Origin of the sequence: Weissella koreensis KACC 15510, assembly GCF_000219805.1 — a bacterium.
In the GTDB taxonomy this organism is placed as follows: Bacteria; Bacillota; Bacilli; order Lactobacillales; family Lactobacillaceae; genus Weissella; species Weissella koreensis.
Genome location: NC_015759.1, coordinates 842,198 through 855,128 on the forward strand (window position 1 = coordinate 842,198; position 12,931 = coordinate 855,128).

Annotated in this window: 11 protein-coding genes; 10 read left to right on the plus strand and 1 reads right to left on the minus strand. The window is 35.9% G+C overall.

What is annotated here, in order from left to right; translation table 11 throughout:
- The first annotated feature begins 17 nt into the window (after positions 1 to 17).
- Positions 18 to 335 (plus strand): thioredoxin, encoded by a 318-nt coding sequence (gene trxA / locus WKK_RS04075; RefSeq protein ID WP_013989555.1) that lies wholly within the window; start codon positions 18 to 20, stop codon positions 333 to 335.
- A gap of 196 nt (positions 336 to 531) precedes the next feature.
- A complete protein-coding gene (locus tag WKK_RS04080; protein WP_013989556.1) occupies positions 532 to 1,098 on the plus strand; it encodes a DUF805 domain-containing protein in 567 nt (188 codons plus the stop codon).
- A gap of 202 nt (positions 1,099 to 1,300) precedes the next feature.
- On the opposite strand, the gene cbpA is transcribed toward WKK_RS04080, so the two are convergent.
- Positions 1,301 to 1,948 (minus strand): cyclic di-AMP binding protein CbpA, encoded by a 648-nt coding sequence (gene cbpA / locus WKK_RS04085; RefSeq protein WP_013989557.1) that lies wholly within the window; start codon positions 1,946 to 1,948, stop codon positions 1,301 to 1,303.
- A 420-nt stretch (positions 1,949 to 2,368) separates the two neighbouring features.
- Between cbpA and pth the strand changes: the two genes are divergently transcribed.
- The 8 genes from pth (at position 2,369) to ftsH (ending at position 12,730) form a co-directional block, all read left to right on the plus strand.
- A complete protein-coding gene (gene pth, locus WKK_RS04090; protein WP_013989558.1) occupies positions 2,369 to 2,935 on the plus strand; it encodes an aminoacyl-tRNA hydrolase in 567 nt (188 codons plus the stop codon).
- Positions 2,936 to 3,005: 70 nt separating this feature from the next.
- Entirely contained in the window at positions 3,006 to 6,527 is a 3,522-nt protein-coding gene (gene mfd, locus WKK_RS04095; RefSeq protein WP_013989559.1) for a transcription-repair coupling factor, read from the plus strand.
- Positions 6,496 to 8,100 carry a putative polysaccharide biosynthesis protein gene (locus WKK_RS04100; protein ID WP_013989560.1) on the plus strand — a complete coding sequence of 535 codons (1,605 nt, stop codon included), beginning with the start codon at positions 6,496 to 6,498 and terminating at the stop codon, positions 8,098 to 8,100. The genes mfd and WKK_RS04100 overlap by 32 nt, the downstream gene beginning before the upstream one ends.
- Before the next feature lie 18 nt (positions 8,101 to 8,118).
- The gene (locus WKK_RS04105; RefSeq protein WP_006844851.1) at positions 8,119 to 8,388 is read left to right on the plus strand and encodes an RNA-binding S4 domain-containing protein; all 270 of its coding nucleotides are present in this window, start codon (positions 8,119 to 8,121) and stop codon (positions 8,386 to 8,388) included.
- An 81-nt stretch (positions 8,389 to 8,469) separates the two neighbouring features.
- Complete coding sequence (locus WKK_RS04110; protein ID WP_013989561.1) at positions 8,470 to 8,868, plus strand: FtsB family cell division protein; 399 nt, start codon at positions 8,470 to 8,472, stop codon at positions 8,866 to 8,868.
- A 68-nt stretch (positions 8,869 to 8,936) separates the two neighbouring features.
- A complete protein-coding gene (gene tilS / locus WKK_RS04115; protein WP_013989562.1) occupies positions 8,937 to 9,947 on the plus strand; it encodes a tRNA lysidine(34) synthetase TilS in 1,011 nt (336 codons plus the stop codon).
- A 72-nt stretch (positions 9,948 to 10,019) separates the two neighbouring features.
- Positions 10,020 to 10,610 carry a hypoxanthine phosphoribosyltransferase gene (gene hpt / locus WKK_RS04120; RefSeq protein ID WP_041942404.1) on the plus strand — a complete coding sequence of 197 codons (591 nt, stop codon included), beginning with the start codon at positions 10,020 to 10,022 and terminating at the stop codon, positions 10,608 to 10,610.
- Between the two features lie 56 nt (positions 10,611 to 10,666).
- A complete protein-coding gene (ftsH, locus tag WKK_RS04125; protein WP_013989564.1) occupies positions 10,667 to 12,730 on the plus strand; it encodes an ATP-dependent zinc metalloprotease FtsH in 2,064 nt (687 codons plus the stop codon).
- Positions 12,731 to 12,931 lie beyond the last annotated feature (201 nt).

Below are 12,931 nucleotides of genomic sequence, written 5' to 3' on the forward strand. Positions count from 1 at the left end.
AATGGAGGAGTTTTATTATGACAGTAGAAGTAGTTAACGATCGAGATTTTGCACAAAAAACCGGCCAAGGTGTTTCTTTGGTTGATATGTGGGCAACTTGGTGTGGACCATGTAAGATGCAAAGCCCAGTAATTGAAGCTGTTTCTGAGCAACATCCAGAAGTTTATTTTGCAAAGATGGATGTTGATGAAAATCCTGCCACTTCAGAAGAACTTGGAATTCAAGCAATCCCAACTTTGTTGATTAAAAAAGATGGTGAGATTGTTGAACGTTTAGTTGGATATCACCCTATTAAGCAAGTTAATGCTGTCTTGGCAAAATATATTGAGAATTAAGTTTTTATCAAATGATACGCTTTGAATTAATTTTCAAGGCGTTTTTATTTCCTTATCAAATTTAAGTGGTTGGAGGAAAATATGAAGTTCAACAAAGTCTTATTAAGTGGTGGAAAGCTTGTAACTTGTAGTCTCAAATAATGTTTGTTTAATTATCGTGTTAAGATAATATATATCATATTTAGGGGGTAATTGAATGGTTTCTTTTTGGCAAGCATTTAAAAATTATTGGCGTCGTGGGTTTGATTTCAAGGGACGATCAACTCGGGCTGAATTTTGGTGGATGGCTCTATGGGCCATGATTGGTCTGGTGATATTATTGGGCGGATTAGCTGGTTCGATGTATATATTAGTACATCATGCTGAGACTAATCAATTTGAACGATTAATCTATAATAATATTATAAGATTCTTTGTTTTAACGTTGGTGATTGGAATTATTTTGATCATTCCAAGTACTGCTTTAACAGTGCGTCGTTTACGAGACACCGGATTAGATACTTGGTTTATCTGGGTTCTAGTTATTTTTAATTTTATTCTTGGACGTCTTGGACATGATGATATGTTATGGAATAATTGGTGGGAAATTTTAATTAGTATTTTTACCCTGCTAGTGTCATTTATGATGTTCATAGGTTTAGTAATGGGATCAAATTCTTTGAATTTTCATAGTAAAAATTTGAAGCAATCAGCAGTTAAGGTTGAAATTTTATATCCAACACAAATGAAGGCAAAAGTTCTCCAACCCAAACAACGGGATTAGATATATAGAATTAAGTGTCAGGAGACTTTAAGCGGGGCTATGTCCGACTGTTTAAGGCTTTTATTTTTTAAATACTAATAAAAAAGGTCGGAATTTTATTCCGACCTTTTAAAATTTTTGTTACTTTAATGTTAACTATATTTTATATTATGATAAATCCAATATTTAAGTAGCTTAATTAATATTATTTTAAATTTTATTCTTAACTTAAATATGATTGTTTATTTAGGTCTTCAATTGATTCTAAGCGGAAACCTTTTCGTGATAATAGCTTGATAATTTTAGAAAGCACATCTTCATCAACTTGATTTGGTAGCGTAAAAATAATTCGATGAGTTAGGGCATTTTGATCTGGATCTATAGAAACAGCACTGGAAATGGTTGAATAGCGCGAAACATATTTGGCAGCTCGTTCTAAACTACCGCGTTCTCCATCGGTTAGTAAAGTTAGCGTATATCGCCCTTGATCAGTTTGCCAAGATGAAGCCAACATATTCATCATAGATGAATGAGTTAAAATTCCAATAAAATTATGATTTTCATCAATAATGGAGATGAATGGTAGGTCTTGGAGTGCAAAAAAAGTTTCAAAAAAAGTTGCATCAATTTGGATAAATTTAGTCATGTTACGCATCACAGAAGTTACCGGTTGGGTAAGGTCTCTTTGTTGCGCCTGGGCCTGGTAAATATGCATTTTATAAATGACACCACGAAATAATGTTCCGGTAGTATCTAAAATTGGAATAGCTCGAAATGAGGTAGTCTCAAAAATTCGGAGAGCATCTTCCAAGGATGCATCTTCGGAAACTGTAACTAATTCATCTTTAGATTTAATAAGTGATTCCAGCATATTATCCTCTTTCTCTAATCTTAATCTAATAATTTTAACATGGAATAGCATAAAGTAAAAGAAAGCATCATAAAAATAAATAATATTTTAAAATTTGTCAATGATTAATTTTAATGAGGCACAATTTAAGCTGATTTATATTTGAATCAAACAATGACGAATAACCTTAGAGCTAAGTTAGAAGGCACATCGCATAGGATAGAATGGTACAATATTAAGCATATAATCTTTTTAAGCTTATCCATTTAAAAAAACGACTAAATTTGAATGTACTTGATGATTTGTTTGGGATTTTTCAATGGAAGTTAAAATAAAATTAAGTAAAATAATTATTTATATCAGAAAATTTTAAATGGAAAAAAGTTTAATGAAAATAGAAGTTAAACAATAAAAATCAATGGATAGTGAGAATATAATAAAATGAAAATAATTGTTGGTTTAGGAAATATTGGAAAAGAATATGATCAAACGCGGCACAATGTCGGGTTTATGACCATTGATGCATTTGCTCAAGAATTAGGAATTAATTTTAAACAGGATGGACCACATCATGCTTTTGTGGCCGAGGGTTGGATTGGGACAGACAAGGTCCTTTTAGTTAAGCCAACAACGTATATGAATTTATCAGGTGAAGCGGTAGCTCCTTTAATGAAGTATTATAATTTAGTTATTGAAGATCTTTTAATTATTCAAGATGATATGGATATGGAATTAGGCCGTTTGAGGTTGCGCACTAAAGGATCTGCCGGAGGACATAATGGAATTAAATCAATTATTAGCCAACTGGGGACTCAAAATTTTAATCGATTAAAGTTTGGCATTGCCCATCCAAAGCATGAAAAGCAAGCAGTGATTAATTTTGTGCTGGGTAAATTTAATAAAGATGATGCCATTACAGTAGATCAAAGTATCGAAGTGGCTAAAAAAATGATGCAGGATTTTGTTCAAGGAAAACCCATGGATCAATTAATGAATCAGTATAATTAAAGTGACATGCTTTGAGAAAACAATGATTCTTATTAGATAGACGAATAAAAATGAATAAAGAGATTTTAAGATGAGACTATCAGAATTTTTAACAGATAATCAAAAATATAATGATTTACTACAAGGTCTTGAACAAGGTGGACATCATGTATTAACCGGATTAACCGGAAGTGCCCGTTCGGTTTATTTAAGTGGCTTGAATCAATCATTAAAGCAGCCCATGTTATTGGTAACCGATAGCCAATTTCATGCACAACAACTAACGGAAGATCTAGTAGGTCTACTCGACGAAGAGCAAGTTATTTATTTTCCAGCAGAAGAAACGCTGAGTGCACAGATTGCACTTTCTTCATTGGACACAATGTTAGCGCGCGTTACAGCTTTAGAAAAAATACGACATGGTAAACAGCCAATTATTGTGACAGGTTATGCAGGCTTGAATCAGGTTTTACCTAGTGTTAATCAATTTGAAAATGCGGCCATTACCATCGATTTTGAACAAATTTATCAACTAGATCAATTGCAATCTATGATTAATACCATGGGATATCGACGAGTTGACGCCGTTAATTCTCCTGGTGAGTATTCATTGAGAGGATCGATCATTGATATTTACCCATTAAATTACGAAAACCCAATTCGGATGGATTTTTTTGATACCGATCTAGATTCTTTACGTACTTTTGATGTAGAGACGCAAAAAAGTTTGGAACAATTAACGACGGTGCAATTATTGCCAGTGACGGATTTAATCGCTGACGAACATGATTTGAAACAGGCGCAAACTAAATTGAATTTAGCCTTGACCACTGCCAGAGATAAATTAGATGGCGCAGCTAAACGACATCTAACAGAGTCCATGCAGCCATTGTTAACAGCCTTAGAACAAGGAACAATTGTACCTGAAATGCGACAATATTTGGCTTACCTGTATCCAGATCAAACGACTTTACTGGATTATTTACCAAAACAAGGGATTGTTATCTATGATGATTATCCTCGAATGATGGAAAATTCTAGGCAAGCACAAATTGATGCAATGGATTGGTGGACAGATCGGCTTGAACAAAATAAAGTTCTACCTAATTTTGAGCAAGGACCTGATCTGGAAAAACTAGTGCAAAAAGATCAACATGCTAATTTGATATTATCCCCTATGGGACGTGGCGTGGGCAGTATTAAACAAGATTCATTAACAAATATGGTGATTCGTCCTACCCAGCAATTTTATAATCAAATGCCAATGGTGCAAGCTGAAGTTAGTCGATGGCAGAAACAAAATTATACGATAATATTTTTAACAAACACCTTAGAGCGACAAGATAAATTAGAACAAACTTTAAATGATTTTAAGGTACCAGTTAATACTGTTGATATTGATAAACTGATCCCTAATCGCACACAATTAACGACTTTACCCTTACACGAAGGGTTTGAAATACCGTTATTAAAGTTAGTTGTCTTAACGGAAAAAGAGTTATTTAAAACTATTACTAGAAAAGCTCCACGTCGACAAACTTTAAGTAATGCTGAACGCATCAAAAGTTACAATGAATTAAAAGTGGGCGATTATGTTGTTCATGTGAACCATGGAATTGGAATTTATGAAGGAATTACCACCTTAGAAACTAAAGGTATTAAACAAGATTACATTACAATTCAATATCGTGGATCAGGTAAAGTGTTTATTCCGGTTTCGCAACTAGATTTAGTGCAAAAATATGTTAGTGCTGGTGAAAAAGCGCCGAAACTAAATAAATTGGGTGGGACTGAATGGGTTAAAGCTAAACGTAAGGTTGCTGCACGTGTTGAAGATATGGCTGATGAACTCTTGCAACTATATGCTGAACGTGAGGCGAAACGTGGCTTTGCTTTTTCCAAAGATGATTCTGAAGTGGAACGGTTTGAAGCTGCTTTTCCGTATCCTGAAACGAATGATCAATTACAAGCAACCAACGAAATTAAAAAAGATATGGAAAAGATTCAACCCATGGATCGCTTATTAGTTGGAGATGTTGGTTTTGGAAAAACTGAGGTAGCTTTTCGAGCTGCCTTTAAGGCGATTCATGATCATAAGCAAGTTGCGATGTTAGTACCAACAACGATTTTAGCGGAACAACATTTTGAATCAATGCAAATTCGTTTTGATGATTTTGACGTTAAAATGGCGATCTTGTCACGTTTTCAGTCGGCTAAAGAAGTGAAAGATATTATTCAAAAACTTAAAAATCATGAAATCGATATGGTCGTTGGAACACATAAATTATTAGGTAAGAATGTTGAATTTGCGGATCTTGGATTATTGATTATTGATGAAGAACAACGTTTTGGTGTGAAGCATAAAGAGCGATTAAAACAACTTAAAACAGATGTGGATGTGTTGACTTTAACTGCAACCCCAATCCCTAGAACTTTGAATATGGCTATGGTGGGAGCTAGGGATTTATCAGTTCTAGAAACGCCTCCAGCAAATCGTTTTCCAATTCAAACATATGTTATGGAGCAAAATGGTCGCGAAATTGCTATGGCAATTGAGCGAGAAATGGCCCGTGGTGGACAAACCTTTTATCTACATAATCGTGTTGATGACATTGAAAAGACTCGATTATATATTGAAAGTTTAGTACCAGATGCTAGGGTAGCAATTATTCATGGACGTCTGACTGAGGTTCAACTGGAAGGGATTTTGTTTGATTTTATTCATGGTGATTATGATGTGCTAGTTACAACGACCATTATTGAAACTGGAGTTGATATTCCTAATGCTAATACTTTAGTGGTTGAATCAGCTGATCGAATGGGCTTGGCCCAACTCTATCAAATTCGTGGAAGAGTTGGTCGCTCAAATAATTTAGCTTATGCATATTTTATGTATCCAGCTAATCGAACGTTAACGGAAGTCAGTGAACATCGATTAGAAGCGATTCGTGATTTTACTGAACTAGGATCAGGCTTTAAAATCGCAATGCGAGACCTTTCAATTCGTGGAGCTGGTGATCTATTGGGGTCACAACAGCATGGATTTATTAATACGGTCGGTTATGATCTATATACGCAAATGCTTCAAGAAGCGGTTGCCGTTAAGCAAGGTAAACCCAAAGTTGAAGTGAAAGCTGATGCAGAAATTGATCTTGGAATTGAAGCTTTCTTACCTGAAAGTTATGTTCCAGGTGGAGCACCTAAGATCGAACTTTATCAAAGAATTAGTCGGGCACAGTTAGCTAATGATTTGACTGAAATTGAGGAAGACTTATTAGATCGGTATGGAGAATTACCTTTAGCAGCACAACGTTTGCTAACAATCGCTGAATTAAAACGTTTGGCTGATCAAGTTGGTATAACTAAAATTTCTCGCGATAAAATACGTTCAGAAATTATCAATGTGATTTTCAATCCGAAAACTAATTGGAATCAAGTTGATTGGTTAGTAGCTTTGAAACAAGGACATTTAAGAGGACAAGCTATATCAATTCAACCGGCACAAATTGATATTATTATTCAACCGAATATGACGGTGGATGATTGGTTAAGTGGATTGAAAATCTTTTTGGAGGCCTTTAATGCAACCTACGAAAAAGAAGGATCAAAATAATAATTTACTGGCAGGAGCAGGCCTCTTGACGTTGACTGGGTTGATTGCAAAAATTTTAAGTGCTCTATATCGAATTCCATTACAAAATTTAGTTGGTAACAGAGGCTTTTATGTTTATCAGCAAGTTTATCCGATTTATGGAATCGGTGTGGTTTTGGCCTTGAGCGGATGGCCCTTGGTGATTTCTAAACTAGTCAGTGAGCAACCTGACGAAGCCCATGCTCGTTTTATGGCCCAGCGGTTGCACCATTTATTAACATTAATCAGTTTAATTATTTTTGGTGGTTTAATTTTTGGTGCGCCTTTGATTGCCAAAGCAATGGGAGGGGATGTTGGTTTGACCCCGGTCATCAGGGCGGTCGCTTGGATGTTTTTATTAATGCCTTTGTTAGCGACGACACGGGGATATTCCCAGGGACAATTTGATATGGTCCCTACAGCTATTTCGCAAATTGTTGAACAAATTGTTCGAGTGAGCGTAATTGTATTCGTTGCTATTTGGGCTAACCAGCAGCAATGGTCGGTTTATAAAATGGGAACTTGGGCCATGGCTGGTGCACCAATCGCAACGATTTTTGCGGCTCTATTTATGTTTAAAAAATATCGAGAAATTTATATAATCAATCAAGTAGATCAAGCAAATTTTATGCAGGTTTCTCAATTTAAGTGGCGTATTTTAGCTCGTAGAATGTGGCAAGAAGGAGGCTTGTTAGTCTTAGTAGCTGCACTATTAGTTTTATTTCAATTAGTAGATGCCTTTACGGTTAAATCAAATTTAGTCCTTGGTGGAATGCATGAAGCTCAAGCGGAGAATTTAAAAGGTGTCTACGATCGAGGTCAACCATTAGTTCAATTGGGAATGGTCTTAGCCACAAGTATTGGTACCACATTGGTTCCAAATTTACGGCATTATTTTGTCACAGCTCAGACTGAAAAATTTGAAAAAGATTTTGCTAGTTCAATGAGACTTTCTATTCTTTTAATCATTGCAACGACGGGTGGAATGTTGGCGGTGTTGCCTCAATTAAATCAAAGCTTATTTGGTAGTCGAGAAGGTACGCTAGCACTAGGAATCTATCTATTGTCTATGTTACCTGCTACATTGCTTTTAGTCTTGGTTACAATTTTACAAAGTATGAATCGGACTCGGAATTTAATGACCTCTATTCTTATTGGAATCTTCATTAAATGGTTTATGAATGATCTGCTAATGTATTATATGGGATTAAATGGAGCAAGTTGGGCCACATTCATAGGTTTGCTAACGATTTTAGGCTATACAATTTGGTGTGTTCCAAAGAATTTATGGGCTAGTTTAAACTTGCGAAAACTCTTATTTAAAAGTTTAGGATTAAGTGGGATTATGATGTTTGTAGTTTGCTTGACTGAAAATATGTTAGAAGCATGGTTAGGTAATCAAAGAATGACAGTTATTTTGATTTTAATGCTGGGTGTACTATTTGGTATAATAGTATTTGTCGGTGGAGTTTTGAAATGGAAAATTTTAAAAATCGATGAAATAAATTTATTGCCCAAAGGTGCAAAAATTATTAAAAAAATTTATAGAAAATAAAAATGAGGTAAATTTAAAATGCGACTTGATAAATTTTTAAAAGTTTCACGTTTGATTAAACGGCGGTCGGTGGCGAAAGAAATCGCAGATCAAGGACGAATAACGATTAATGGTAAGGTAGCGAAATCTTCATCTGATGTTAAAAATGGTGATGAGCTGTCGATTAAATTCGGAAATCGTTTAATGGTTCTTGAAATTGAACGTATTATTGAAACGACCAAAAAAGAAGATGCTGAACATATGTATAAAATATTGCGTGAGGATGCTTTACAAGATCAAGGTGAATAGTTATAAAATTATTAAGATTTATTAATAATTATCGACTGCCCCGGTTGAACATGTAATGATAACGTTACCAATAGTTTAATTTTGACCGGAGGAACTCGATATGGTCCAACGTATTCAAAAAAAAATAACATTCAACCATTGGATCCGGCTGGAGCACGTTTTATTCAATATAATTCGGAGAAACAACGGATTCATACGCGACAAGTACATCGGCGACGCGCTAAATTGATTTACGGAGTTGCAGGTATTTTTTGTAGTGTGATTATGGTAACTGGGGTTGGGAATTACTTACAATTAAGGACAGCTGAAGCACGCAGTTTAAAAGTAGAACAACAAGTTGAAAAAGCTAAAAGTGAAAATAAACGTCTAGTTAAATTAAAAAACAATTTACAGAATGAAGATTATGTTGAACAATATGTGCGTCAACATTATATGTACACCAAAAAAGGTGAAGTTATCTTCAATTTACCGGATAAATAAATATTATAAAGGTCTGGATTATTTTCCAGCCTTTTTTATTAGAAAAGGTCAACTAAAGGAGAGTCTGGATGGTTCAGTCAAAAACAATGAAAATGCAACTGATTAAAAAATTACAAGCGGCTGAATTGTTTAATAGCAGTGAACATGTAGTGGTTGCTTTATCAGGCGGGTTTGATTCATTACATCTAGCAACTTGGCTAACAGATGGATCTCTACCGCTTACGATGCAACCAAAAGTCAGTGTAATTTATATTAATCATCAATTAAGAGCCGATGCTGCTGAGGAAGAAGCATTTGTTCGAGAGTGGCTTGATCAAAATAAGGAACGGTTTGTGCATACAGCCATACAACGGATTGATTGGGCAGAAATTCCACAACACGGAATTGAAGAACAAGCTCGTGAGCGTCGTTATGTGCTTTTAAAGCAACAAGCATTGAAGTGGGACACTAATATTATTGTGACGGCTCATCATCAAGATGATCAAGTCGAGACGATGTTATTTAAACTTTTGCGTGGCTCTCAGTTACAACAATTAATGGGGATGCCTATGCGTCAAATACGTGATGGATTAGATTTAAGACGACCATTCTTAGGCCTTTCAAAAGCAGAGCTACCTAAGTTGGTTGAGAAACCAATTTTAAAGGTAATCGAAGATAGTTCTAATTATGACCAAACCTATGCTCGTAATCGACTACGTCAGAGTATCATTCCAGAATTGAAACAAATTAACCATAAATTTGCGCCACATTTGTTAAAAACGATGGATCAATTAGGGACGCTCTTAAAGTTGGTTGAACCAATTCTAGATGCGCAGGTTCGTGAGATTGAAATGGGAACCTTTGATTGGCAAGTAATTGAAACAGATATACAAATATTAGTTTTACAAAAGTGGGTTAATCAGCAGCAAGAATATGAAATTAAAGATCAACAGTTATATCAAATTATTAAATTGATGCAAAATCCGAATGTAAACCGAGGATCTGTCCAAATTTCTCATGATTTACAAGCAGTTCGTGATAAACGTCAATTAACCTTACAAAAAGTCATAAATCAATCAGTTTTAATTGATAATTCATGATAAAATAAGAGGGTATATTTAAAAAAGATAGAATGCCTGACATGAGGGGACAATTCAATGAGCGTATTTAAGATGGATAATGATATCGAGCGAGTCCTATATAGTCAAGAAGCGATTGCTGAGGCGGCTAAACGGGTCGGACAGCAATTAGCACATGATTATGAAAATAAGACCCCGATTATTTTGGTTGTATTAAAGGGAGCTGCACTTTGGGCAGTAGATGTAATGCGGTACATGGAATATACTGAAGTTGAGTTTATTAATGTGTCAAGCTATAATGGTGGAATTACTAGTTCCGGCGAAGTATCTTTGGTAACTGATATCCAAAGCGATGTTAAAAATCGCGATGTTATTATTATGGAAGATATCGTTGATACTGGGCGCTCATTAAAGTTTATGAAAGAGTTACTAGTACAACGTGGTGCTAATAGTGTTAAGACAGCCAGCCTTCTTGATAAAAAGGAAGGTCGAGTTGTAGAAGAAGATGTAGAATATATTGGCTTTGACGTACCAAAAGCCTTTGTTGTTGGGTATGGTCTTGATTATAGTGTTAATGGAAAAGAACTTTATCGCAATTTACCATATGTTGGTATTTTGAAGAAGGAAGTTTATGCTTCTGAGCATGCTAATCTAGTAGATCATGAGATAACCCCCACGCATTAGGATATTGGCTGGAATGGCTAATTAAAAAATAATGTGGATTAAAGGAGAAACGAAGCATGAAAAATCGCCCGAGTGGTAATTTTGTTCGACAGAGTTTATTTTATGTGATTATGCTTCTAGCAGTATTAGGATTAGTTTATTGGGTTATTGGACCAAAAGATACTAATACCGTTAAGAAGATTGAAACTTCAACATTTATTAAACAGTTGAACGATAAGAAAATTAAATCAATTGAAATTAAGCCAGGAGCTGGTGTTTACGATATTAAAGGTGATTATCGCAAACCACAGACAGAAAAAGTATCTGCTGCGGCAGAAGGAACTTTAATGGCCAAAGTTATGGGCAATGCTAAGCCTAAGGTCACTTCATTTGAAGTTAACGCTTTGCCAAATGATTCAACTTTGAAGGCAATTAACCAAGCTGCAGATAAAACTAATACTGAAATTAGTACAAAGCCAGAAGATTCAAATGTTTGGGGATCATTGTTAGTAACGATTCTACCAATGATCTTTATGATTGGATTCCTATGGCTTATGATGAGCGGTATGGGTCAAGGTGGTCGTGGCGGATCTGGTGGAATGATGAACATCGGAAAGTCTAAGGCTAAACCAGCCGATCCTGAGGAAAATAAAGTTCGCTTTGGGGATGTTGCTGGAGCTGAAGAAGAAAAGCAAGAATTGGTTGAAGTTGTTGAATTCTTGCGTAGCCCAAGTAAGTTCACCAAGTTGGGAGCTAAAATTCCAAAGGGTGTCTTGTTAGAGGGACCTCCCGGAACTGGTAAGACCTTGCTAGCACGTGCCGTAGCTGGTGAAGCTGGCGTGCCGTTCTTCTCAATTTCTGGTTCAGACTTCGTGGAAATGTTCGTCGGAGTTGGAGCTAGTCGTGTTCGTGATTTGTTTGAAAATGCTAAAAAGTCAGCCCCATCAATCATCTTTATTGATGAAATTGATGCGGTTGGTCGTAAGCGTGGCTCAGGTATGGGCGGTGGAAACGATGAACGTGAACAGACTTTGAACCAAATGTTGATTGAAATGGATGGATTCTCGGGTAATGAAGGGGTGATTGTGATTGCAGCAACCAACCGTTCTGATGTTTTGGATCCTGCCTTGCTTCGTCCAGGTCGTTTTGACCGAAAGATCTTGGTTGGACAACCGGATGTTAAAGGACGTGAGGCAATTCTAAAGGTACATTCAAAGGATAAGCCATTAGGTCCAGATGTGGACTTGAAAGAAATTGCCAAGCAAACTCCTGGATTTGTGGGAGCGGACTTAGCTAATCTTTTGAACGAAGCAGCTTTGTTGGCAGCTCGTCAAAATAAAAATGTTATTGAAGCTAATGATGTGGATGAAGCTGAGGATCGTGTTATTGCTGGTCCAGCTAAAAAGGATCGAGTTGTTTCAGCAAAGGAACGCGAAACAGTTGCTTATCACGAAGCTGGTCACGCTATTGTTGGTTTGGTTTTGAATGAAGCCCGTGTGGTTCATAAGGTAACAATTGTGCCACGAGGACGCGCTGGTGGTTACGCAATTATGTTGCCACGTGAAGATCAAATGTTGATGTCAAAGGATAACGCTGAAGACCAAATTGCTGGTTTGATGGGTGGTCGTGCGGCTGAAATGGTGATGTTCAAGCAACAATCTTCAGGAGCATCAAACGACTTTGAACAGGCAACTGGAATTGCTCGCGCTATGGTAACTGAGTATGGAATGTCTGATAAACTTGGAATGGTTCAATTAGCAAAGAATGGTCAATCATTCAATAATCCTTATGGTGAAGGTGCACCTTATTCTGAGTCAACGGCTCAATTAATTGATGAAGAAGTTCGTCGATTGACAACCGAAGGGTATGCGCGTGCGCATGATATTATTGTTCAATATCAAGATAAGCATGAGGCCATTGCGAAGGCACTTCTTGAATTTGAAACATTGGATGAGAAGCAAATTCTTAGTCTTTATGAAACTGGTAAGATGCCAACTTCAGTAAAGGTTGAAAAAAATGATGATCAACCAATGTCATATGAAGAAGCTAAGCAAGTTGCTAGTCAAAAAGTGTCTGAAGCAGTTGAAGAGCACAAAGAAGAATCTAAGGGAGATGCAGAAACATTGTATCCTCGCGATTAAAATTTAATTGTTAATAAATTAAGCATACCTGGATCATGGATCCGGTGTGCTTTTTTATTTATTGAAATCTAAAACAATAAATTAAATAGTAATGATTGATGTAGACTTAATGTTGATTATGATAAATAAAAAGAGCCTGGGATAGATTTATCCCAGGCTTTTAATTGGTTATGTTGATTAAATTTAAATTAGTATATTTTA